The sequence below is a fragment of the Pseudohalocynthiibacter sp. F2068 genome (assembly GCF_023015645.1).
In the GTDB taxonomy this organism is placed as follows: Bacteria; Pseudomonadota; Alphaproteobacteria; order Rhodobacterales; family Rhodobacteraceae; genus Pseudohalocynthiibacter; species Pseudohalocynthiibacter aestuariivivens.
In genome coordinates this window covers 155,928-179,299 of sequence record NZ_JALKAK010000005.1, presented here as the reverse complement: position 1 = coordinate 179,299, position 23,372 = coordinate 155,928, and the positions used below count along the sequence as shown (strand labels likewise).

Sequence of the window (23,372 nt, the reverse complement as noted above, 5' to 3'; positions counted from 1 at the left end):
TTTAGATATCAGATCGGGTCGCCAATGGTTGTCCCATCATGATACCCGCCGATTGCTGTGCTTGGCGGGGCAGAGCCGGAACAGACCGGACGGCCAAGACGATCAAGCCTTGTGCTAAGATAACCCTCGATGCCATCATCAATAATCCAGTGATCGCACCCATTCGGGTCAATCCAGATTCCCGCTTGAAGCTCGGTCAGGTCTTTTGAGTCAACAAAGCGGTCAACGGTTTTGTCTACTTTTTCTGTGCATGCAGAAAGAACTGCTACAGAGGCGAGAATTGTAAAACCATGTAAGATTTTCATGTCGGTTCTCTCCTTCAGCGGACACAAATGATTTCGACGCGGCGGTTCTGCTGCATGCCCGCAGCGGTCGTGTTGGTAGCACGTGGCTGTCGTTCGCCATAACCGCGCACATCGGCAACACTTGCACCTGCGCTACGCGCAATGCTCGCAACAGCGTTTGCCCGGTTTTCGGAAAGGCGCATGTTGTACTGATCACTCGCGCGGCTATCAGTGTGACCAATGACAATGTAGGAATTCACGCCATCCTGACGGAAGAACTCTGCAAGACGCTGGCGGTTTGTTGCGTTGATTGAATAGCGGTCCGTTGCAAACAACTGGTCAGAACTCATCACAGCACAGGTATCCAGTTGGCGACATACTGGCGTACCATCGCGATTGAGGTGGTTATCCATGTAACCTTCCCAACCGTCGTCCATCACCCAATGTTCGCAACCATCCGGATCAACCCAGATCGTCGGGACATAACGTTCCCCTCTCACGGTTTGCTGCGCCATACTCGGGCCAGCCAAAAATGCAAACGTCAGTGCAAGAGCAGAAACGCCCCCCAGCACGAACCGAATGCTTTTTAAATATCTGATCAACACCGCTTACATCCTTGTTCTCAATTGGTGCAGCGGAGAAACCACAGGATGTATTTTCCCGGTTCTGTGCCGCCACAAAATCAGGAGGATATTAGCAAATTTTACAATAAAAAGAATGCACTAGGTCAGTTCATCGTGTCCAATCAGGAAACACTGATACAACTTTAGGTACATTGTCTCGACATATCGCTGAAAATACCTTCACGATACTGTCAAAATCGTTAACGTCAGGAAACTGGAGCTGTCTTTTCCAGGATTTCGCCACCCAGAGAGTTTCGCTCGCTCCCGGTGATTCTCACCCATTTGATATCGCCAGTCGCAATATTCGGATCGCTGACATGCACAGCATGCAAATACTCAGATTTTCCGACCATTTGGCCATCCAGCCGCCCTGGTTTTTCAAACAAAACCTTCACATCGCGACCAATCATTTCGTTCTGAATCTCGCTCTGCTGACGTGCAAGAAGCGCTTGAAGGCGATAGAGACGCTCTGTCTTCGCGGCTTCATCCACCTGCGCGCGCTCTGCTGCGGGCGTCCCGGGGCGCGTAGAATACTTAAAGGAATAGGCCTGTCCGTAACGCACCTCTTCGATCAAGCGCATGGTGTCCTGAAAATCATCTTCAGTTTCACCCGGAAACCCGACAATAAAGTCTCCGGATAGCAAAATATCCGGGCGTGCTTTGCGAATACGCTCAATAATGCGCAGATATTCTTTGGCGGTATGTTTGCGGTTCATTCCTTTCAGAACCTTATCGCTGCCAGATTGAACCGGAAGATGCAGGTAGGGCATCAGTTTTTCACAGGCACCATGCGCTTCGATTAACGTGTCATCCATATCGTTGGGGTGGCTTGTGGTAAAACGAATACGTTCCAGACCGTCGATGTCATTCAGCACCCAGATGAGCCGCGCTAATGTATAGTCGCCACCTTCTCCTGCACCGTGATAGGCATTCACATTCTGACCCAATAGGGTAATCTCGCGAACACCCCGTTCGACCAAGTCTCGCGCTTCGCCGAGAATTCGGTCAACCGGGCGGCTGACCTCTGCACCGCGGGTGTAGGGCACCACACAGAACGCACAGAACTTATCGCATCCCTCCTGCACCGTCAGAAAAGCAGTCGGGCCGCGTTTTGCCTTGGGGCGTTTTGCAAGGTGATCAAACTTGTCTTCCTCAGGGAAATCCGTGTCCAGCGCCTTCTTACCGGCCTCAACCTCGAGCATCATTTCTGGCAAGCGGTGATAGGTCTGTGGCCCAACAACCAGATTGACCATCGGTTGACGCCGCATAATTTCGGCCCCTTCGGCCTGTGCGACGCAACCGGCAACACCGATCTTCAGGTCCGGGTTTTCTGCTTTCAGCCCTTTAAATCGCCCAAGTTCCGAATAAATTTTTTCCGCCGCCTTTTCACGAATGTGACAGGTGTTCAGCAGAATCATATCCGCGTCTTCAACTACATCTGTTGTTGTGTAACCCGAGGTGCCCAGCGCCTCAGCCATTCGTTCGCTGTCATAGACATTCATCTGACAGCCATAGGTCTTGATGAAAAGTTTCTTTGCGTCCGACATGGCCCTTAGCCTTTACATCTGTTCAGTGGAGCTTCCTATAGAAAGAGAAGCGCGGCTGCAACGCTTGCAATGAACAGAAAATTAATCGATTTTGGACAAAACGGACCGGCAAAAGGCGGGCAGCAGGCAAATGATCTACAACGATCTCAAGGATTTTCTGTCAAAAGGCAAAGAGGTGCTGGCCAAAGGCCCGATTGCGCTGATTCTTGTCGAAGATCTGGTCGAAGTCGACACAACCATCCGACACCACCAGCAGGCCGGGTTCAAAGAGACATTGGTTTTTGCTCCGCCGGAGTTAGAGCTTCCTGACGTTCTGGAAAAGGCAATACATCGCATTCCGTTTAATATGCACGAAAATGGCGCGACGGAAACGGCGGTGAACGCCATCAATGACGCCGCGCCAGATGTCTGGATCTACTACTGCTACAACGCCGAATATCTTTTCTATCCGTTTTGTGAAACGCGCAGCATAGGTGAAATGCTGGCCTTCAATTCTGAGGAGCGCCGGGATTCCGTCTTAACTTATGTCGTCGATCTCTATGCGGGCGATCTTAATGAATACCCCACCGCAGTCTCGCTGGAAGACGCACATATGGATAAAACTGGGTACTACGCCCTCGCGCGCAAAGACCCTGACAATCACTTTCATCCGAAGGAACGCCAGCTTGATTTCTTTGGCGGGCTGCGCTGGCGGTATGAGGAACATATCCCGATGATCCGGCGCAAGATTGACCGGATTGCCCTGTTCAAAAGCAAACCGGGATTGCGGTTACTGCCAAGCCATACCTTCAACGATGAAGAAATGAATACCTACGCTTGCCCCTGGCACCACAACATCACGGCGTCAATTTGCAGTTTCCGAACTGCAAAAGCGCTGAAATCAAACCCCGGCAGCAAGTTTGATATCGAAAGCTTCACCTGGCACAATTCCACAACGTTCGAGTGGCATTCGCAGCAATTGCTGGATCTTGGCTTGATGGAGCCGGGGCAGTGGTTTTAGAGCCTACTCCTGCGGAAGCGTCGCGATGTAACTCAGCACATCCCCTGCAACGTCAGGACCAAACACACGAAGATTGATCATTTCAACACCCGGATGGGCGTTCAGAATCTTGTTCATGACTTCATCAGGAGCAGCAACCGCTTCGGTCCCGACATAGGCAGGCCCATCTTCATCGCCCCAATCAAGACTACGCCCGTCAAATCCATGGCATACAGCACAGGTTGTCTGAAAAATCGCGCGTCCGCTGTCTGGATCGCCTGCGATGATTTCTCGAGTTGCGAGATCGACGTAATTCGCCATGTCAATCTGACCCCGGGAAACGAAGGCCGCTAAGCGCGCCAGTTCTTCGTCACTGATCATCTCAGCGGTAAAACCATGTGTGGGGGCCCTCATCGTGGTCGCTATCTCGGCCTCATCCATTCCAATAGCTTCGGAGATACCTTTGATCCCCGTGAAATGGCTGCCAGAACGATAAACGCCCTCAGCCCCCAGATAGTCCCATCCATGGCATTCTTTGCAGCGCCATGTTGTTGAGCCGTCCTTTTTGCCCGTTGCGGGATAAGAGGGATGCGTCCCTTCCGGCTCGTCCCTATCAAGCGCAACCCACCAGTTGTCATAAATGCGCCCACCCGCAGCGAGCGTCCAAGCGTCTGTTGGATTTTCCGGAGCACCGTGCACAAACATTTGTGCCTCTTCACCATGCGAATAGTCATGGTTTTCCGCTTCACTGGCTTCGAGCTGCCCCGCGGCACCCGCAACCAAAGCTGTTACTACTATTGCTGAAAAACTTAACGAAAATAGTCGCATATCCCCTCCCGAGGTTTCCGCGCCTTAAAAGCGCAGCGATTCGCGACGTTCCCTAAATTCAGTTTAGCATTGTTTTATCTAACGATGCTGGAGATTCCGGAACTCAACTGTGCAACGTTAATTTCTGAAATTTTGAAGGATCTTCACATTGTTGAGCTGCGGTTATCGATTGGCCTGCAATAACAATTCTCAACGTAAGTTGATTGGGTGCTTCGACCAGAATTCAGTTATGCGTATCTGTAGCTCAGCACACGGAATTGAAATGAAAGCTGTTCTTGATGAAATGATGCCGAACGATCACCCGGAGAACGGGACTTTCCGCATTGTTAAAGAGGACGTTATCCGCTGGGCGGTGGCGGAATCACTTACGCTACCCGATTTCTACGAAAAACTCGCATTGTACTTGGCCAAGGAATACCACCAAGGACGTTTGTCCTTTGAAATTTGTGATGCAATTGTAAATGATCTTTGGGTTGTAATTCTTCACGAGCATCGTGGAGAATTCAAAATACCCGAAATGTTCTATGAAGTATTCAGCGCCTTTGACGAAGGCGAATATCACCATTCAAAAGACAAAAGCGATGATCCGATTTCTGACTACACTGATCCATGGATCGCAGAAATTTTGGAGAAGTTTTTAGACTAAAGCAGCGCTTTTGAGTATTACCCGCAATTCATAAATTGAAGGTAGTCCTAAACCCGCCGCACCCGGATCACGACGTCAACCTTGCTGACTTCTGCACCCTCGGGTGCCTCGGGCAGGCGTGAAATCACGAGTTGCTCCGCAGGGGCATCGGTCAGCTCGTGGCTGTCTTCCCAGAAAAAATGCGGGTGGTCCGTGATATTGGTGTCAAAATAGCTTTTTGAACCATCCACCGTTACCTCACGCATCAATCCGGCGTCACAGAACGCGCGTAGCGTGTTGTAGACCGTCGCGAGCGACACCTTGTCACCCGTAGCAACAGAGGCAGCATACAGGCTTTCTGCCGTCACATGGCGATCATTGCCATCACCCACCAATAATGTAGCCAACGACATGCGCTGACGCGTCGGGCGCAGGCCCGCGCTGCTAAGCCAGGATGTACCTCTCTCGGTCGCGCGGATGGTCATAAGTGGACTACTTTCGGTTGCTTCCACCTCATATATGGCTGAATTCGCGCCAATTTCAAATGATTTTCAATTGCAACTACCCTCCAGAGCCTTTTTATTTGTTGGATTTGCAACCCTTGCCACCCGTCTTTTTCAGGTGCTAAACGGGTGATAACAAATACATGACGAACAGGGGGCGGGTCTCTATGGCCGAATATCCAAGCAGTTTTGACAAAGAGGGGCTTTTGAAGTGCGCGCGGGGCGAACTTTTTGGCCCCGGTAACGCTCAGTTGCCGCTGCCCCCGATGCTGATGATGGACCGCATCACCGAAATCAGCGCGGATGGCGGTGCCAATGGCAAAGGCCATGTTGTTGCTGAATTCGACATTACCCCCGACCTGTGGTTTTTCGAATGCCACTTCCCCGGCAACCCAATCATGCCCGGCTGTCTTGGTCTTGACGGCTTGTGGCAACTTACCGGCTTCAATCTGGGCTGGCGCGGCATGCTAGGCAGGGGCATGGCCCTTGGCGTGGGCGAAGTGAAGCTTAAAGGCATGGTCAAACCCGACCGCAAAATGTTGCGTTATTACGTGGACTTTACAAAGGTGATCGACCGTCGTCTGAAGATGGGCGTCGCGGATGGCCGGGTTGAAGCGGATGGCGAAGAGATCTATCTCGTAAAAGATATGAAGGTCGGCCTGGCAACAGACGCCAGCTGACATCAAGGAAAGGACTACCCATGCGCCGCGTCGTTATCACCGGAATAGGGATCATTTCACCCATTGGCAACAATGCCGAAGAGGTTACTGCTTCGCTGCAAGCAGGAAAATCCGGGGTTATATTTGAGGAGAACTATGCCGCGAATGGTTTTCGCAGCCAAGTTGCCGGTATTCCAAAGATCGATCTGGTTGAATCCATAGACAAGCGCCAGCTTCGCTTTATGGGGCCGGGTGCTGCCTATAATTATCTTGCGATGGAACAGGCAATCGCCGACTCCGGACTCGAAGACAATGAAGTGTCCAACCCGCGCACCGGGCTGGTAATGGGCTCTGGCGGGCCATCTACGTCGAACTTCTTTACGGCTTTCACAGCAGTTAAAGAGAAAGGCGCACCCAAGCGTATGGGTCCTTTTATGGTGACCCGCTGCATGTCATCTACCAATTCTGCCTGCCTTGCCACGCCCTTCAAAATCAAGGGTATAAACTATTCAATAACATCTGCCTGCTCTACCAGTGCGCATTGCATCGGTAATGGGGTCGAGCAAATTCAGATGGACAAACAGGACATCGTTTTTGCGGGCGGCGGCGAAGAGGTCGACTGGACCCTTTCCTGCCTGTTTGACGCAATGGGTGCGATGTCGAGCAAGTATAACGACACGCCCGAAACGGCCTCTCGCCCATTTGATGCGACCCGCGATGGCTTTGTCATAGGCGGCGGCGGCGGTGTCTTGGTGTTAGAAGAACTAAGCCACGCATTGGCACGCGGAGCCAAGATATACGCCGAAGTCACCGGCTATGGCGCGACGTCGGACGGCTACGACATGGTCGCACCATCTGGCGAAGGCGGCGAACGTTCTATGAAAGTGGCACTATCCACGATCGGCGATCGCAAAATCGACTATATCAACGCACATGGCACATCGACGCCAGCAGGCGATGTCACCGAAATAGAAGCCGTTCGTCGCGTCTTTGGCCGGGGTAGCACTCCGCCAATAAGTTCTACAAAATCGCTGACAGGTCACAGTCTGGGCGCAACCGGTGTACACGAGGCAATCTATTCGCTTCTGATGATGAAAGACAATTTTATCACAGCGTCTGCCAATATCACCGAACTTGACCCGGCACTTGATGAAGGTGAAATTGTGACAACGCGCCTGAATGACGTAAATCTTGATACAGTCCTTTCAAACAGCTTTGGGTTTGGCGGCACAAATGCCACCTTGATCATGAGCAAATATCACGGATGATTAAATAAAATGCCTGAGTTGATGAAGGGAAAGCGCGGCCTGATCATGGGGGTCGCCAACGAACGTTCTATAGCCTGGGGCATTGCAAAAGCGATGGCCGCCGAAGGTGCAGAACTGGCGTTCACCTACCAGGGTGAGGCTTTTGGAAAACGGGTCGCCCCGCTCGCGGAAAGCCTCGGCTCGGATATACTGGTCGATGCAGATGTCAATAATGATGCATCGCTTGATCTGGCATTTCAGACGCTCAAAGATCGTTGGGGCAGCCTGGATTTTGTCGTCCACGCAATCGCATTTTCTGACAAAAACGAACTCACGGGCCGTTTCATCAACACAAGCCGCGAAAACTTCAAAAATTCGCTGTGTATTTCCTGCTACTCGCTGATCGAAGTCGCACGCCGGGCCGCCCCGCTAATGAGCGATGGCGGCACAATCCTGACCCTGACCTACCAAGGCTCAAACCGGGTGACACCGTATTACAACGTGATGGGTGTTGCGAAGGCCGCGCTGGAAAGTTCTGTGCGTTACCTTGCGAATGACCTGGGACCAGAAGGTATTCGCGTAAACGCGATCAGCCCCGGCCCGATGAAAACCCTGGCCGGAGCCGCGATAGGCGGCGCGCGCAAAACCTTTCGCCAGACAGAAGCGAACAGCCCGCTGCGCAGCAATGCGACGTTGGAGGCAATCGGAGGTACTGCAGTTTACCTCGCCTCTGAATATGGGGCTTGCACGACGGGTGAAATTATCACGGTTGATGGCGGCTACCATGTTTTGGGAATGCCACAGCCTGAAAACCTGTAGGTAACACAGGCACCAAGGGCTGCTTTGAGCCCTTGGTGACCGTCTCCGGCTTTTCAGGGAATGTCCGCTGTTGGGCTTACCAAATCGTAGACGCCTGACAGAATTCGTTGTAGATATCCCGACCGTTTGATTTTGAGGAGACACCCCATGGATCGGTTCACGGGAAGTTGCCTTTGTGGCAACGTGCAATTTACTGCGTTGGGAAACCCATACCGGGTGGGCCTTTGTCACTGCCTAGGTTGTCGTAAGCATCATGGGGCGCTCTTTTATGCTTCCGCGGTGTTCCCTCAGGATGCGGTTACAATCGAAGGCGAAACACGCAACTACGCCGGGAGATTTTTCTGTCCACGTTGCGGTTCGTCAGTTTTTGCACGCAGCGAAGACGAAATCGAAGTGCACTTGGGATCGTTGGATGCTGCGGACCAACTCGTGCCAACTTACGAAAGCTGGACCGTTCATCGTGAGTCTTGGTTGCCTCCATTTCCGGAAACGAGGCTGTACGAGCACGGTCGTGAAACCACTGGTAGGGCTGAGAATTAAATTCCGCAATCTTTGAAAAGCGGTTATTCGGCTAAAAGTAAGGGATGTCAGCTTTATCCTGTGTGGATTGTGTATGGACCCCGCCTTATTGCAACGGTTTTGATGGGTCTGGTTCAGGATCACGATTGCTGACGTATTACCGGCTTCTATGAGCGGCCCGATACCTCGTTTACGAATTGTTAACACTCTGCTGCCACAGACCCGTCAATGATCGGGACAGGATATAACCATTAAGTGAATGGCCCTTTTCCTCGCCAAATCGCTATGCCAATCTCGCCGCAACCAAGGAGAACACCATGCCTATCACAACTTGTGTCTTTGACGCCTACGGAACACTGTTTGACGTATCCGCTGCGGCGCGTGAAGCAGCGGCAGAGCCGGGGCGCGAAGCGTTCGCTGACCTCTGGCCCAAAGTTGCAAATGACTGGCGGTTGAAGCAACTGCAATACACCTGGCTACGCGCCGTTGCTGATGCCCATGCAGATTTCTGGGATGTCACGCAAAACGGGCTGGACTGGGCACTCGAAGCATCGGGTCTTGATGGCGATGCCGAATTAAGAGAGCGTCTGTTGCAGCTTTACTGGGAGCTTTCGGCTTACCCCGAAGTTCCCAAAATGCTGGCAACACTCAAAGAGAACGGCATGCAAACCGCGATTCTGTCAAACGGCTCCCCCGCAATGCTGGATGGCGCTGTAAAATCCGCCGGCCTGTCTGACGTGCTTGACGACGTTTTGTCGGTTGAATCTGTCGGTGTCTTCAAGCCTCACCGCAGCGTTTATGACCTCGTCGGCAAACGGTTTGGCACAAAACCTGATCAGGTTTTGTTTGTCTCTTCAAATGGTTGGGATGCTGCTGCTGCAACAGGTTATGGCTTCCAGACTGCATGGGCCAATCGCGCAAATGAACCGGTAGACAGACTGCCCTGGGTCCCGCATAACATACTGAGCAATCTTACAACGATCCCAGATCTAGCCCAGCGCCTTTAACATATGAAATATTACACATCTTCTGATGGTTTGACCCTCGCCTTCCAGGATGAAGGCGAGGGTCTTCCTTTGCTATGCCTCTCTGGCCTGACGCGAAACTCGACTGACTTCGATTATGTCGTTCCGCATTTAAAAAACATCCGGGTGATCAGGCCGGACTATCGCGGCCGCGGCGCATCGGAGCATGCTGACTATACGACCTACACTGTTCCAACAGAGGCACGGGATGTGTTGGAACTGATGGATCATCTGGGCCTTGAAAAGGCAGCCATTCTTGGCACCTCGCGTGGCGGGCTTATTGCGATGGGGCTGGCAGGTACAGTTAAGGACCGGCTGCTTGGCGTTTGCCTGAATGACATCGGCCCAGAGATTGCGCACGAAGGTCTGCGAAACATTATGACCTACCTCGGTCGTCGCCCTCCGCAAAAAACGTTTGAAGATGCGGCAATTGCCCGGGCCAAGTTTATGGTCGGTTTCCACGATGTTCCCATATCCCGCTGGGACGATGAAGTACGCAAACATTATGTCGAAACTGACCACGGTCTTGGCATCACCTATGACGCAAAACTACGCCGCGCTGTTGAAGTTGCAAGCGCGCAGCCTGCCCTAGACCTCTGGCCATTTTTTGATGCACTTCAAGGGTTGCCGCTGGCACTGATCCGCGGTGAAAACTCTGACCTTTTGTCACCGGAAACGGCCTCTGAAATGCAGCGCCGCCGCCCTGACATGGTGTTTGCTAATATCCCCGACCGCGCGCATGTGCCTTTTCTCGACGAACCTGAAAGCCTTGAAATCATTTCACAATTTCTGGATAAAATCCGATGACAGATATCACAATGATCGAAGCGGCTGCTAAGCGTCTAAAGGGTCACGCGCGGCGCACCCCACTTTTGTCTTCGCCGTTTCTGGATGAAATCGCCGGGCGCCGGGTTTTTGTGAAACCTGAATGCCTTCAACATACCGGGTCCTTCAAATTTCGCGGAGCGTGGTCAGCCCTTTCTGCGCTTGATCCTGCGGTGCGAACCAAGGGTGTGATCGCTTTTTCTTCGGGAAACCATGCACAAGGCGTTGCGCTTGCCGCACGCATGCATGGCGTCCCATCCGTCATAGTGATGCCGTATGACGCGCCCCACCTGAAGATCGACAATACCCGCGCGTTGGGGGCAGAGGTTGTTCTTTATGACCGTTTCGGCGAAGACCGCGATGCGATTGGGGAGACGTTATCAAAGGAACGCGGCCTTACTTTGATCAAGCCGTATGACGAGCCTTTGGTCATCGCAGGCCAGGGTACAACTGGCCTTGAAATAGCAGAGCAGGCGGCTCACGAGGGCATTGACAAGGCAGATGTCATTGTCTGCTGCGGTGGTGGTGGCCTTACTTCTGGTATCGCGCTGGCACTCGAAGCGCGTGCTCCGGGTTTGCGCGCGCGTCCTGCAGAGCCTGAAAATTTTGATGATGCGACCCGGTCACTGCTATCTGGGAACATTGAAACAAATGCCTCTGGCAACCAATCCATTTGCGATGCAATTGTAACTCCTTCGCCCGGCCAGATTACTTTCCCGATCATGCAGCGACTTTGCGGCCCCGGAATTGTTGCAACGGATGAAGAATGCCTGAAAACAATGGCCCTTGCCTTTCTGAGGTTGAAAATTATTCTTGAACCCGGAGGCGCAATCGCCCTTGCTTCTGCGTTGTTCCATCAGGATGAGATTAAGGGTGATGCAGTGATTTGCGTTGCATCGGGAGGAAATGTCGACGCCGATGTCTATCAGGATGCGTTACGTAAATATGGAACTCCCAATCCAACTGACAGCTAGAAACTGTAAGGCGCAGCTAAGAAAGCGGCGAAGGCCAATCCCTAAATAATTGACACTGACAATTAGCTGGTGCGATAGTTCCGCTACCGGGAGGGCTCTATGCGAACACAGGTTGTCATTATCGGGGGTGGTCCATCAGGTCTTTTGCTTGGCCAGTTGTTGCACAAGCAAGACATAGACGCAGTGGTGCTGGAGCGAAGGACCCGCGAATATGTGCTGGGTCGCATTCGCGCAGGCGTTCTCGAAACAGGTTTTGTGCAGTTGATGGAAGAAGCGGGTGTAGGCACCCGGATGGCCGCAGAAGGGCAGCAACACGACGGTGCAATTTTCGCATACGGTGACAGGCAATTTCGTGTTGATTTTAAAAAGCATACCAATACGCCGATAACAATTTATGGCCAGACTGAGCTGACCCGCGATCTGTATGACGCCCGCGAAGCGGCGGGTGCCGAAACCTTTTTCAATGTCGAAAACGTCGTGATCCATGATGCTGATCGCGATGCACCTTATGTAAAGTTCAGCCAGAAAGGAACCGAGTATCGGCTGGAATGTGATTACGTTGCCGGATGCGATGGGTTTCATGGCGTCAGTCGGCAGACAATTCCACTGACGATCCGGCGAGAATACGAAAAGCTCTATCCCTTTGGCTGGCTCGGCGTGCTTTCAGAAACGCCGCCGGTGGATGATGAGTTAATCTATGCAAATTCAGACCGAGGTTTTGCCCTGTGTTCCATGCGAAATGAAAACCTCAGCCGATATTACGTGCAGTGTTCCCTTTCTGACAGGCCAGAAGATTGGTCAGATACGCAATTCTGGGAAGAGTTAAAGCGGCGCATTCCAGCGGAAACAGCGGAGGCCCTGATCACCGGACCCTCAATCGAAAAATCCATTGCCCCATTGCGTAGCTTCGTAACAGAGCCCATGCGGTGGGGGCGGCTGTTCCTGTGCGGTGATGCGGCCCATATTGTTCCGCCAACCGGGGCGAAGGGGCTTAATACAGCGGCATCCGATGTGCACTACCTTTATCATGCATTGATCCACGCCTATCATGACAAGGATATGGAAGGCATTGAACGGTATTCAGAAAAGGCGCTTGCGCGTATTTGGAAAGCGGAAAGATTTAGCTGGTGGATGACGAATTTGTTGCATCGCTTTCCGGAACAAAGCCCGTTTGACCTGAAGATGCAAAACGCCGACCTTGAAGCATTGGAAGAAAGCGATACAGCGCAGAAATTGCTCGCACAAAATTATGTAGGATTGCCGTACTGATGTTGATGGCTCAACTGAACGATATCAACGTCCACTATGTGGACGAAGGCGACCGGAATGGCGCACCTGTTGTTTTTGCAAACTCACTTGGGACTGATTTTCGCCTATGGGACCAAATCATTCCACTGCTTCCGCCGGGACTACGATTAATACGCTATGATAAACGCGGCCACGGGCTGACGACCTGCCCGGCGGGCGACTATTTCATGGGTGATCTGGTTCAGGACGCGGCGCGTCTGCTTGATATGCTGGGTGTCAAAGGCTGTGTCTTTGTTGGCCTTTCAATTGGTGGAATGATTGCACAAGGATTGGCGGCTGAAAGGCTGGACCTTGTTCGCGCCATGGTCATTTCCAATACAGCCGCAAAAATCGGCACACCCGAGATTTGGAAAGGCCGTATCGAAACGGTTCGCAAAGGGGGTGTTGCGGCACTCGAGCAACCTATTCTTGAACGCTGGTTTTCCAAACGCTTTCATCGGGAAAATGCTGCAGAGCTTGATGGCTGGCGCAACATGCTCTGCCGGACGCCGGCAGCCGGATATGCAGGTTGCTCTGCCGCGATTTCCGAGACAGATTTGTTTGACAGCACGGCACGGCTTACGTTGCCGACGCTCGCGATTGCTGGTTCCGAAGATGGGTCTACCCCGCCAGATCTGGTGCGCGAAACCGCTGATCTGATCAGGGGGTCACGCTTTCATCTGGTCCGGGGTGCGGGCCACCTTCCCTGCGTTGAAAACCCAAATGAATACGCAGAGGTTCTGACCGCTTTTCTGGAGGAGGTCGGCCATGTCTGACCGATACAACGACGGCATGAAAACCCGCCGCGAAATTCTAGGCGATGCACATGTCGACCGTGCAGAGGCCGCTAAAACCGCTTTTGACACGCCCTTTCAAGAGCTTATCACCGAAGGGGCATGGGGTACTGTCTGGGCGCGCGACACGATCACGCCGCGCGAACGTTCAATGCTGACGCTGACTTTGTTAGCGGCTCTTGGGCATTGGGAAGAATTTGCAATGCATATTCGTGCCACCGAAAACACCGGCGCCAGCCCCGAAGATGTACGCGAGGCCATGCTACACGTCGCGATCTACGCCGGGGTTCCTGCGGCCAACCACGCGCTGAGAATCGCACGCGACACCTATCACGAAATGGGGGTTACACTATGACCAACAGATCACCCACTGAATACTACCAGCGAGACCGGCAGTGGCATCCGCCAGCGTTCGCTCCTGACTATAAAACGTCATTGTCGCGCTCGCCACGCATGCCCTTGCTGTCGCTTGAAAATGCTTTGGGAGAGGTGACAGGCCCGGTTTTCAGCCACAATGATATTGCGGAAATTGACAATGACCTGCTGAACAATTTCACACATGGGGGCGAGCCGATTGGCGAGCGGATCATCCTGCATGGCCGCGTGATCGACGAAAACGCAAGGCCCGTTCCCCATACGCTCGTCGAGATTTGGCAGGCGAACGCAGGCGGGCGTTACCGGCATAAGAAAGATACCTATCTTGCCCCAATTGACCCGAATTTCGGTGGTTGCGGGCGGACGATGACTGATGCGGACGGGTATTACTTTTTTCGCACGGTAAAACCCGGCGCATATCCCTGGCGCAATTGGATCAACAGTTGGCGACCTGCGCACATACACGTTTCAATCTTTGGGTCTGGCTTTGCGCAACGACTAATTACACAGTTGTATTTTGAGGGCGATCCGCTCATTGCGAAATGCCCTATTGTGCAATCTATCCCTGACCCCGAAGCTGTAGATCAACTGATCGCCGCTCTTGATATGAACGCCACCATCCCTCTGGATTCAATCGCTTACAAGTTTGATATTGTGCTGCGCGGGCGGCGCTCTACCCTGTTTGAAAACCGGCTGGAGGGGAACTGATGGTACAGAAACTTAACTACCTCAAGGAAACCCCATCACAAACCGCAGGGCCTTACGTTCATATAGGACTGGCCCCCGGCGCAGCAGGGTTTGAGATTTTTGATCAGGAACTTGGCTGGGACATCGCAGGACCAAACGCAAAAGGTGAACGTATTCGCGTAGAAGGTTATGTCTATGACGGAACCGGTGCACCCGTAAAAGATGTTATGCTTGAGGTCTGGCAGGCCAATGCAGAAGGGGTCTATGCCCATCCCGAAGATGGCCGCGCGGTTGAAGACGGCTTTCGTGGCTGGGGGCGGGTGATCACCAATTTCGGAACCGGACTCTGGGGTTTTGATACTGTAAAGCCCGGCGCAACACCGGGTCGAAACGGAACCACACAAGCACCGCATCTGAATCTTTGGATCGTGGCGCGTGGCATCAATGTCGGGCTAAGTACACGCATGTACTTTGATGACAGCGACAATTCCGCAGACCCGATTCTGGGCCTTATCGAACAGGCTCATCGTCGCGATACTTTGATCGCAACACGACAAAATGATGATATCTATCGTTTCGACATACACTTACAGGGTGACGCCGAGACCGTTTTTCTGGATATATAGGTCTCATGAAAAATCCTTGTATCATTTGCGTCGCCATCACCGGATCTGTGCCGAAAAAGGCTAACAATCCGGCGGTGCCGGTCACCATCTCTGAGCAGATTGAATCAACCCACGCCGCGTTTGAGGCCGGGGCCAGTATCGCCCATTGCCACGTGCGCAACGACGATGAAACGCCAACGTCCGACCCGGAAAAATTTGCCCGCCTCAAGGAAGGTCTGGAAAAACACTGCCCCGGTATGATCATCCAGCTTTCGACAGGTGGCCGCTCAGGTGCCGGGAACGAACGTGGTGGCATGCTGCCGTTGCGGCCAGATATGGCATCACTTTCCGTCGGCTCCAACAACTTCCCAACTCGTGTTTATGAGAATCCACCCGATCTTGTGAATTGGCTCGCGTCCGAAATGAAAACCTATGATGTGAAGCCCGAGATCGAGGCTTTTGATCTTTCGCACATCGTACAGGCCACACGCATGCAGGCCGATGGCCGTTTGAACGGGCCGCTCTACGTTCAATTTGTGATGGGTGTAAAGAACGCTATGCCCGTGGATAAGGAAATCTTTGATTTCTATATCAAAACGTTGAACCGGCTCGCACCTGATGCGCTTTGGTGTGGCGCTGGTGTTGGCCCGGGGCAAATCATGGTCAACGAATGGTCGATAGCCGCCGGTGGGCACACGCGCACGGGATTAGAAGACAACATGCGTCTTGACCGCGATCACCTTGCACCGTCAAACGCAGCGCTTGTGGAACGCGCCGTAGACCTATGCGAAAAATATGAGCGCCCCGTCGCAACGTGGCAGGAAGCGCGGAAAATTCTTGGTTTGAGAGCCACATAAATGGCAACAACACCCTTTGACAGCGCAATTACCCGTGACTTGTTTTACGACGCAGAGGTAGGAAAGCTGTTCACTGACAGTGCAGAAGTCCGGGCAATGATGCTGGTCGAGGGCACGCTTGCCAAGGTGCAGGGCAAGCTTGGCATGATCCCTGAAATCAGTGCTGCCGCCATTCACCGTGCTGGCCTTGAGATACAGATCGACCCCGGTGGGCTGTCAGCAGAAACCGGTAAAAACGCTGTCGTCGTCCCTGCCCTCGTCGCTGCATTCCGCAAGGCAATGGAGGCACCGGAACACGCACAATACCTGCATTGGGGCGCAACATCGCAAGACATAATAGACACCGGGCTTGTGCTGCGTCTTCGACAGGTTTTGTCAATTTACGAGACACGGATAAAAGCGCTCGTCAAAACCCTCGGTTCACTGGCTGAGGAGCACGCAACTTTGCCAATGGCGGCGCGGACATGGGGTCAGACCGCCACTGTCACAAGTTTTGGCGCAGTCGTTGCGAGCTGGGGAACCCCGTTTATCAATCATCTTGATCGACTGGCAGTATTGCGCCCACGCCTTCTGAACGTCTCTCTTTCCGGGGCGGCGGGAACATTGTCTGCAATGGGTGACGACGGCCCTAAAATACGCGCGGCCCTGGCAGAAGCCTTGTCTCTGAATGATCCGGCAAGGTCGTGGCATTCGACACGCGATAGTCTTGCAGAACTTGCAGGCTGGCTGACACTTGTTACCGGCAGCCTTGGAAATTTCGGCGAAGACATTTTGCTGATGACACAATCAGGGATCAACGAGGTATCACTGTCCTCGGGCGGCGGTTCTTCGACTATGCCGCAAAAATCAAATCCGGTCTTGCCTTCGCTTCTGGTTGCTTTGGCTGGACAGACCTCGGCCCTTAACAATGTCATGCAATCCGCCACAAAGCACCGTCAACAACGTGACGGCGCGGCATGGATGTGCGAATGGATGAGCCTGCCGCAGATGTGCATGGCGACTGCGCGCGCCCTATCGGCAGCGACGGAACTAGCGAACACCCTAAGCCCGAACAATGCGGCAATGGCGGCCCATATCGACGATGGCACCGGCCTGATCTATGCCGAAGCGTTGTCTTTCGCGCTGGTGCCCGGCCTTTCCCGTCCAGATGCTCAGGCTGCTGTAAAGGAGCTTTGCCAACAAGTGCTTGATCAAAGAGAACCCTTACGCAAGCTCGCATCGAAACGGTGGCCGGACGTTGACTTTGGCACAATGTTTTCCCACATTGCCCAGCTTGGACAGGCCCCGGCGGAGGCACGAGACTTTGCGAAATCTGCTAAAGCTCTTTAACTAAACCGCGTAGTTCACTATCTACATCGGCACGTGCGGACATCCGGGCCGCGCGCGGAGCAAACCATGTCCAACCGCCTGCCCATGTTGTTTATCCTGATCACGCTGATGATCGATTCCATGGGTATTGGGCTGATCATGCCCGTGATGCCGGATCTCATCATTGATGTGCAGGGTGGTGATCTTGCGTCTGCCGCTATATGGGGCGGCGTGCTGGCGACCAGTTTCGCCGTGATGCAATTCCTGTTCTCGCCTGTCGTTGGCAGCTTGTCCGACAGGTTTGGCCGCCGTCCTGTTTTACTTATTTCACTCGCTGTCATGGCGCTGGATTACGCGGTCATGGCGATTGCAGGCACGATCTGGCTGCTGTTTGTCGGACGCATCATTGGTGGCATCACTGCCGCCACGCAATCTACCGCGTCTGCCTTTGTTGCGGACATATCAGCCCCTGAAAAGAAGGCTCAGAATTTTGGGCTGATGAGCGCGGCTTTTGGCGTTGGCTTTGTGATTGGCCCGATGTTTGGCGGTTTGCTGTCGACCTTTGGGCCACGTGCGCCCTTTGTCGCCGCTGCGGCGCTGGCGGGGTTAAACTTCGCCTTTGGCTATTTTGTGCTGCCCGAAACCGTAACTGACCGCATCCGCCGCCCGTTTATGTGGCGACGCGCGAACCCGTTTGGCGCCTTCAAAAACATTGGGAACTTGCCGGGCTTAAAAGGTCTTCTTGTGGTGTATTTCCTCTATCAGATTGCGTTCTTCGTTTATCCGGCAATCTGGAGCTATTTCACACAAGAACGCTTTGGCTGGGAACCGGTGATGGTCGGCTATTCTCTGGCTGCATTCGGTGTTTCCATCGCAATCGTACAGGGTGGGCTGATACGCCTGATCATTCCGCGTTTGGGCGAAAGTCGAACTGTGATTATAGGCTTTTTGTTCAACATGATCGCCTGTCTTGCGATTGGCACAATTACAAATGGCTGGGTGGTTCTTGCACTGACACCGCTGACAGCACTCGGCGCAATAGCTGGGCCTGCAATGCAAGGAATCATTTCACGCATTGCGGGCGATGATCAGCAGGGTGAACTTCAGGGAGTGCTGGCCAGTGTTGCCGCAATTGGCACAATCCTGTCGCCGTTGATTATGACCTCCACCTTCAGTTATTTCAGCAACCCGGCGGCGCCGATCTATTTGCCCGGGGCACCATTTTTGCTTTCGATGGTGCTTATGGGACTTTGCGCGTTCGTTTTTCTCGCGACATCACGCCGTAGCGTTGCAACCTCAACACCATAATCTCTGTTTGCGACATGTTTTTGTCGCGTGCCCCCTTGCAGCCCAGCGCTGAACTTCGCACCCTACTGTGAACACAACAGGAGCTTTGCCCATGTCCCAAATCCGCGCCGCCGTGGCACATACCTTCGGCCATCCCCTTTCCATCGAAGACGTGATACTACGCGCGCCCGAGATGGGTGAAGTCGAAGTCACGCTGGAAGCCTGCGCAATCTGCCACTCTGATATTGCGTTTATCGACGGTGGCTGGGGCGGAACCCTTCCTGCAGTCTATGGACACGAGGCGGCTGGCCGGATTTCGGCCCTAGGCCAAGGGGTTCAAGGCTATGCGGTTGGCGACCCGGTTCTTGTAACACTGATCCGCTCTTGCGGTGCCTGTGCACCTTGTTCAGGTGGCTCTCCGGTTTCCTGTGAATCGCCGACTCCGATGCATGGGCCGATCACACTGCCCGACGGCAGCCCGGTCGAGCAGGCAATGGCCTGTGGCGCATTTGCTGAAAAGGTTGTCGTGCACCCCAGCCAGATTGTTCCGATCCCCGAGAATATGGCGATGGATGTTGCTTCGCTCCTGTCTTGCGGCGTGATTACCGGTGTTGGCGCGGTGGTGAATTCTGCCGAATTGCGTCCCGGCCAGACCGCTGTCGTAATCGGCGCGGGTGGCGTTGGCCTTAACGCTATTCAGGGCGCACGCATCGCCGGTGCCGCAAAGATAATCGCCATCGACATGCTTGAGGAAAAGCTGGACGTCGCAATGGAATTTGGCGCGACCCACGGGATTTTGGCAAGCTCCGAGAAACCCTGGGAACAGATTTCCGAATTGACGGGAGGGCATATGGCCGATGCTGTTTTCGTGACGGTTGGCGCGATTCCAGCCTATGAAAGTGCGCCGCGTTATCTTTCCCGCAAAGGCAAGATGGTGATGGTTGGCATGCCACACTCTGGAGCAAATGCATCCTATGAGCCGGTTGTCATCGCCGCTCTTGGGCAAAGCATGATTGGAACAAAGATGGGCGACGTTGTCTTGCGCCGCGATATCCCATGGTTGATCGACCTCTACCAGCAAGGCCGTCTGAAACTGGACGAACTGATTTCAGGTCGCTGGTCGCTGGATCAGATAAACGAGGCGATAGCCGATACCAAAACAGGTGCGGCACGCCGTAATGTGGTGATGTTCAAATGAAACTGCGAGACCTTGAAATATTCACCGTTGCCCCGCCACCGCCCGGATGGGGTGGGCGCTACTGGACATTCGTGAAACTCACGACCGACAACGGCATCGTTGGGTATGGAGAATGCTATGCCACATCGGTTGGCCCCAAAGCCATGGATGCCGTCATAACGGATGTCTTTGAACGGCACATGCAAGGTGAAAACCCCGAAAACATAGAGCTCATGTTCCGCCGCGCCTATTCCTCGGGCTTCACGCAGCGGCCTGACCTTACGGTGATCGGTGCATTCTCTGGTCTTGAAATCGCGTGTTGGGATATTCTTGGCAAGGCGCATGATCGCCCTGTTTATGCGCTGATGGGTGGACTGATGAATGAACGCATCCGCTCTTACACCTATCTCTACCCGATGGAACACCATTCGCTTAGCGAGTTCTGGACATCGCCTGACATGGCCGCAGAATGCGCTGCTGCAATGGTAGACTTGGGCTTTACTGCGGTGAAATTCGACCCGGCAGGCCCCTATACTGCGCGTGGTGGCCATATGCCCGCGATGAGCGATATCAGCCAGTCGGTCGCCTTTTGCAAAGCGATACGCGAGGCGGTTGGAGACAAGGCAGATTTACTATTCGGCACACACGGGCAATTCTCAACCGGTGGTGCCATACGACTTGGCAAGGCGATAGAGCCTTATTCCCCACTCTGGTTTGAGGAACCGATTCCGCCGGATAATGTAAATGAGATGGCCAAGGTCGCCCGCGCGACATCCACCCCGATTGCAACCGGTGAACGGCTGACCACAAAGGCTGAATTCGCAACAGTCCTGCGCTCGGGTGCGGCGACAATCCTGCAGCCCGCCCTTGGACGATCCGGCGGTATTTTGGAAACCAAAAAGATTGCCGCAATGGCCGAAGTCTACAACGCCCAAATAGCACCGCATTTATATGCGGGACCCGTGGAATGGGCAGCCAATATTCAGCTTGCCGCGAACATACCAAACCTGCTGCTTGCGGAAACCATTGGCACGGGCGGTGATTTCCACCTACCGCTGATCAAACACTCCATAACCTGGGAAGACGGATTTATAATCGCGCCCACTGCCCCTGGGCTCGGCATTGAATTTGACGAAGGCCTTGCACGGGCCAATCCGTTCACTGGAACCGGCCTGCACCTTGAGATGCAGGAAGCGCCCTGTGACTACAAGAATGGCAACGTTTTCTTAGGTGGTGCTCCGGCGCGCGAAGACTAGATTTACAGACTTCGTGATTGGTCATCAAAAGAAAGAGGAGCGTTAAGAACGCTCCTCTTTGAGTTTGTTATTAAGCGACGTTTGCTTTGCGCGGAGATCAAGGATTTTCTAAAAATCCTTGTCAAAAATCTTTGTAAGATTTATTCTCCCACGTGGCTTAGCTACGTCCCTTCCATGGCACCAGATAGTTTTCAGCCTTACGCATCAGGATATCGATGCCGTAACCGATGACGCCAATCAGGATGATCCCCATGATCACGATGTCGGTCAGCTGGAACTTTGAGGCCGCAATGATCATCATCCCGGCGCCCTTTTGCGCCGCAACAAGTTCTGCTGCCACAACTGTTCCCCAACAAACACCCATTGCAACCCGCGCACCGGTAAAGATTTCCGGCAAAGAGTTGGGCACAATCACGTGCCGCATGATCTGACCACGTGACGCCCCCAACGAATAGGCTGCGTGAATCTTGGTAATATTCACACCAGACACACCCGCCCGCGCTGCGATCGTCATGATCCAGAGCGCCGCAAGAAACAGCAACACGATCTTCCCGGTTTCCCAAATTCCGAACCAGATGATCACCAGCGGGATCAGAGCAAGTGGTGGTACGGGGCGCATGAATTCAACGATTGGATCAAACCAGCCACGGAACCAACTGCTGAGCCCCATCGCGTATCCCAGCGGGATACCGACAAGTGACCCAAGGACAAAGCCTGCAATCACCCTCATCAGCGAGGAACTCAGGTGTTCGATTAGCGTAAAGTTCTGATAGCCTGACCCGGAGATTTCAACAAGACGCGACCAGACCGCTTCAGGCGACGGCAGCCAAATCGGTTCCATTTGCCAGCCTTTTCTCGGCTCAAAATTGATCGTGCCTTTTCCTGTCAGACTGACCCGTCCGGCGTCGACCATAACTTCCTTGCCCGGCTCAATCGCCTGTCCGTCAATCGCCGTAATACGAAAGCCGTCCTCTCCGCTTCCCTCATCATTTCCCTTTGTCTGAACAAGGCCGCTGCGCCATGCACCCACCGAAGCAACATCATTTTTAGCAAACCCGTCGCCCGGTTCTACTTCGGGTTCTTCATCTGCGCTGCCGGTTTTGCGAACAACAACGGTGACCGTTGCGTCATCCGTCGCGCCCGCAGCATTCGTTGCGGTGTAGGTGAACGTCGCATCCCCAACAAAAGGACCCGGCGCATGAATCGGTGTCAACTTAGAGCCGGTAAAGGCACCCCAAATCAGAAATATGGACAGAACTGAGATGATAGAGGCAGCCCTGTTGGGCTTTACCGCACTTTCGTCGCCGAATGTCACCGTCTTCAGACTGGTGAAATCATGCTTGGCGGTCATCATTTTTGTTGCGGTACTCACAAGAAAAAAGGCACCTACAAACAAAATGATATAGATAATCAGAATGGTCATGCTGCGCCCTCCGTCCGGCCCATGATCTCTTCTTCCATTTCCCAGATCATCGACAGAATTTCTTCTCGCGTTTCGGAATAGCCTTTGGCTTTTTTCACCTCACGCAAATCTGCGTTCACACCCATTTCAGCATATGGCAACTGGTATTCCTTATGGATGCGCCCTGGCCGTGGTGCCAGCACCAACAACCGCTCACCCAGCAAAATAGCCTCTTCCACCGAATGGGTGATCAGAATCACGGTCTTGCCGGTCTCTTTCCAAAGTTTCAGAACAAGGCCTTGCATTTTTTCACGGGTCAGCGCGTCAAGTGCACCTAACGGTTCATCCATCAGGATAACATCAGGGTCATTTGCCAGACATCGCGCCAGCGCAACACGCTGTTGCATACCACCTGACAATTCGTAAACCGCCTTGTCTTTAAAATCGCCCAATCCGACGACCTCCAGCAAATGTTCAACGGTCTCGTTGCGCTCTGATCTGGGCAGCCCTTTCATCCGGGGTCCAAAATCAACGTTTTCACGCACGCTCATCCATTCAAACAGCGCACCTTGCTGAAAGACCATTCCACGCTCTGCATCAGGGCCGGTCACTGTATGGCCATTCAGAACAACTTGTCCTTCAGTGGGCGCCAGAAAACCCGCGATGATATTCAAAAGCGTTGTCTTGCCGCAGCCCGATGGCCCAAGCACAGACATCAGCTCGCCTTCTTTGATATTCAGTGATACGTCCTTCAACGCCTGAATCGATGTTCCGTTCGGCAAGTCAAATCGCATTGAGATATTTTCGATTAATAGCCCTGTCACGCTAACGTCCCCTTTGCTGTCCCTAATAGAAAAACGGCGCGCCGGATGGCGCGCCA

Annotated in this window: 26 protein-coding genes; 19 read left to right on the top strand and 7 right to left on the bottom strand. The window is 53.3% G+C overall.

All coding sequences use genetic code 11. The features are described from left to right. Nucleotides 1-8 precede the first annotated feature (8 nt). The 3 genes from MWU63_RS08345 to miaB all read right to left on the bottom strand — a co-directional run bounded on the left by MWU63_RS08345 (nucleotide 9) and on the right by miaB (nucleotide 2,454). Entirely contained in the window at nucleotides 9-305 is a 297-nt protein-coding gene (locus tag MWU63_RS08345; protein ID WP_213889166.1) for a hypothetical protein, read from the bottom strand. Between the two features lie 14 nt (nucleotides 306-319). Then, the gene (locus MWU63_RS08340; RefSeq protein ID WP_213889445.1) at nucleotides 320-799 is read right to left on the bottom strand and encodes an OmpA family protein; all 480 of its coding nucleotides are present in this window, start codon (nucleotides 797-799) and stop codon (nucleotides 320-322) included. 314 nt (nucleotides 800-1,113) lie between these two features. Continuing rightward, the gene (gene miaB, locus MWU63_RS08335; RefSeq protein WP_213889167.1) at nucleotides 1,114-2,454 is read right to left on the bottom strand and encodes a tRNA (N6-isopentenyl adenosine(37)-C2)-methylthiotransferase MiaB; all 1,341 of its coding nucleotides are present in this window, start codon (nucleotides 2,452-2,454) and stop codon (nucleotides 1,114-1,116) included. 130 nt (nucleotides 2,455-2,584) lie between these two features. On the opposite strand from miaB, the gene MWU63_RS08330 reads away from it, so the two are divergent. Beyond that, complete coding sequence (locus MWU63_RS08330; RefSeq protein WP_213889169.1) at nucleotides 2,585-3,454, top strand: hypothetical protein; 870 nt, start codon at nucleotides 2,585-2,587, stop codon at nucleotides 3,452-3,454. A gap of 3 nt (nucleotides 3,455-3,457) precedes the next feature. Here MWU63_RS08330 and MWU63_RS08325 read toward each other — a convergent pair whose 3' ends face one another. Continuing rightward, on the bottom strand, nucleotides 3,458-4,261 hold the full coding sequence (locus MWU63_RS08325; protein ID WP_213889170.1) for a cytochrome c: 804 nt from the start codon (nucleotides 4,259-4,261) through the stop codon (nucleotides 3,458-3,460). Nucleotides 4,262-4,523: 262 nt separating this feature from the next. Here MWU63_RS08325 and MWU63_RS08320 point away from each other — a divergent pair, with 262 nt between their 5' ends. Further along, nucleotides 4,524-4,907, top strand: coding sequence for a hypothetical protein (locus MWU63_RS08320; protein ID WP_247077534.1), 384 nt, complete (start codon nucleotides 4,524-4,526; stop codon nucleotides 4,905-4,907). Nucleotides 4,908-4,954: 47 nt separating this feature from the next. On the opposite strand, the gene irrA is transcribed toward MWU63_RS08320, so the two are convergent. Beyond that, the gene (gene irrA / locus MWU63_RS08315) at nucleotides 4,955-5,371 is read right to left on the bottom strand and encodes an iron response transcriptional regulator IrrA (protein ID WP_213889172.1); all 417 of its coding nucleotides are present in this window, start codon (nucleotides 5,369-5,371) and stop codon (nucleotides 4,955-4,957) included. Nucleotides 5,372-5,556: 185 nt separating this feature from the next. On the opposite strand from irrA, the gene fabA reads away from it, so the two are divergent. From fabA to MWU63_RS08230, 17 genes are all read left to right on the top strand, one after another. Further along, complete coding sequence (gene fabA, locus MWU63_RS08310) at nucleotides 5,557-6,069, top strand: bifunctional 3-hydroxydecanoyl-ACP dehydratase/trans-2-decenoyl-ACP isomerase (protein WP_213889173.1); 513 nt, start codon at nucleotides 5,557-5,559, stop codon at nucleotides 6,067-6,069. Nucleotides 6,070-6,089: 20 nt separating this feature from the next. Beyond that, entirely contained in the window at nucleotides 6,090-7,316 is a 1,227-nt protein-coding gene (fabB, locus tag MWU63_RS08305) for a beta-ketoacyl-ACP synthase I (protein WP_213889174.1), read from the top strand. A gap of 9 nt (nucleotides 7,317-7,325) precedes the next feature. Next, on the top strand, nucleotides 7,326-8,114 hold the full coding sequence (locus MWU63_RS08300) for an SDR family oxidoreductase (RefSeq protein WP_213889175.1): 789 nt from the start codon (nucleotides 7,326-7,328) through the stop codon (nucleotides 8,112-8,114). A 147-nt stretch (nucleotides 8,115-8,261) separates the two neighbouring features. Next, complete coding sequence (locus tag MWU63_RS08295) at nucleotides 8,262-8,654, top strand: GFA family protein (RefSeq protein WP_213889176.1); 393 nt, start codon at nucleotides 8,262-8,264, stop codon at nucleotides 8,652-8,654. 296 nt (nucleotides 8,655-8,950) lie between these two features. Then, entirely contained in the window at nucleotides 8,951-9,640 is a 690-nt protein-coding gene (locus tag MWU63_RS08290) for a haloacid dehalogenase type II (RefSeq protein WP_213889177.1), read from the top strand. 3 nt (nucleotides 9,641-9,643) lie between these two features. Continuing rightward, on the top strand, nucleotides 9,644-10,465 hold the full coding sequence (locus MWU63_RS08285; protein ID WP_247077523.1) for an alpha/beta hydrolase: 822 nt from the start codon (nucleotides 9,644-9,646) through the stop codon (nucleotides 10,463-10,465). Continuing rightward, nucleotides 10,462-11,457 (top strand): threonine/serine dehydratase, encoded by a 996-nt coding sequence (locus MWU63_RS08280; protein WP_213889181.1) that lies wholly within the window; start codon nucleotides 10,462-10,464, stop codon nucleotides 11,455-11,457. The genes MWU63_RS08285 and MWU63_RS08280 overlap by 4 nt, the downstream gene beginning before the upstream one ends. A gap of 99 nt (nucleotides 11,458-11,556) precedes the next feature. Further along, nucleotides 11,557-12,726: a 4-hydroxybenzoate 3-monooxygenase gene (gene pobA / locus MWU63_RS08275; protein WP_213889182.1), complete on the top strand. Its 1,170-nt coding sequence runs from the start codon at nucleotides 11,557-11,559 to the stop codon at nucleotides 12,724-12,726. Next, nucleotides 12,726-13,520 (top strand): 3-oxoadipate enol-lactonase, encoded by a 795-nt coding sequence (pcaD, locus tag MWU63_RS08270; RefSeq protein ID WP_213889183.1) that lies wholly within the window; start codon nucleotides 12,726-12,728, stop codon nucleotides 13,518-13,520. The genes pobA and pcaD overlap by 1 nt, the downstream gene beginning before the upstream one ends. Beyond that, nucleotides 13,513-13,893, top strand: a complete 381-nt coding sequence (gene pcaC / locus MWU63_RS08265) for a 4-carboxymuconolactone decarboxylase (protein ID WP_213889184.1) — start codon at nucleotides 13,513-13,515, stop codon at nucleotides 13,891-13,893. The genes pcaD and pcaC overlap by 8 nt, the downstream gene beginning before the upstream one ends. Next, nucleotides 13,890-14,621 (top strand): protocatechuate 3,4-dioxygenase subunit beta, encoded by a 732-nt coding sequence (pcaH, locus tag MWU63_RS08260; RefSeq protein ID WP_213889186.1) that lies wholly within the window; start codon nucleotides 13,890-13,892, stop codon nucleotides 14,619-14,621. Before pcaC ends, pcaH begins: the two co-directional genes overlap by 4 nt. After that, nucleotides 14,621-15,226, top strand: a complete 606-nt coding sequence (gene pcaG, locus MWU63_RS08255) for a protocatechuate 3,4-dioxygenase subunit alpha (RefSeq protein WP_213889187.1) — start codon at nucleotides 14,621-14,623, stop codon at nucleotides 15,224-15,226. The genes pcaH and pcaG overlap by 1 nt, the downstream gene beginning before the upstream one ends. Before the next feature lie 5 nt (nucleotides 15,227-15,231). Next, nucleotides 15,232-16,062: a 3-keto-5-aminohexanoate cleavage protein gene (locus MWU63_RS08250; RefSeq protein ID WP_213889189.1), complete on the top strand. Its 831-nt coding sequence runs from the start codon at nucleotides 15,232-15,234 to the stop codon at nucleotides 16,060-16,062. Beyond that, a complete protein-coding gene (locus MWU63_RS08245) occupies nucleotides 16,063-17,391 on the top strand; it encodes a lyase family protein (RefSeq protein ID WP_247077520.1) in 1,329 nt (442 codons plus the stop codon). A gap of 33 nt (nucleotides 17,392-17,424) precedes the next feature. Further along, complete coding sequence (locus MWU63_RS08240; protein WP_343229457.1) at nucleotides 17,425-18,678, top strand: TCR/Tet family MFS transporter; 1,254 nt, start codon at nucleotides 17,425-17,427, stop codon at nucleotides 18,676-18,678. 91 nt (nucleotides 18,679-18,769) lie between these two features. Then, nucleotides 18,770-19,855, top strand: coding sequence for a Zn-dependent alcohol dehydrogenase (locus MWU63_RS08235; protein WP_213889197.1), 1,086 nt, complete (start codon nucleotides 18,770-18,772; stop codon nucleotides 19,853-19,855). Beyond that, complete coding sequence (locus tag MWU63_RS08230) at nucleotides 19,852-21,090, top strand: mandelate racemase/muconate lactonizing enzyme family protein (protein WP_213889199.1); 1,239 nt, start codon at nucleotides 19,852-19,854, stop codon at nucleotides 21,088-21,090. The genes MWU63_RS08235 and MWU63_RS08230 overlap by 4 nt, the downstream gene beginning before the upstream one ends. Before the next feature lie 157 nt (nucleotides 21,091-21,247). Here MWU63_RS08230 and MWU63_RS08225 read toward each other — a convergent pair whose 3' ends face one another. Both MWU63_RS08225 and MWU63_RS08220 read right to left on the bottom strand, forming a co-directional pair. Further along, nucleotides 21,248-22,513 (bottom strand): ABC transporter permease subunit, encoded by a 1,266-nt coding sequence (locus MWU63_RS08225; protein ID WP_213889200.1) that lies wholly within the window; start codon nucleotides 22,511-22,513, stop codon nucleotides 21,248-21,250. Then, nucleotides 22,510-23,316, bottom strand: coding sequence for an ABC transporter ATP-binding protein (locus tag MWU63_RS08220; RefSeq protein ID WP_213889202.1), 807 nt, complete (start codon nucleotides 23,314-23,316; stop codon nucleotides 22,510-22,512). Before MWU63_RS08220 ends, MWU63_RS08225 begins: the two co-directional genes overlap by 4 nt. Between the last annotated feature and the right edge of the window lie 56 nt (nucleotides 23,317-23,372).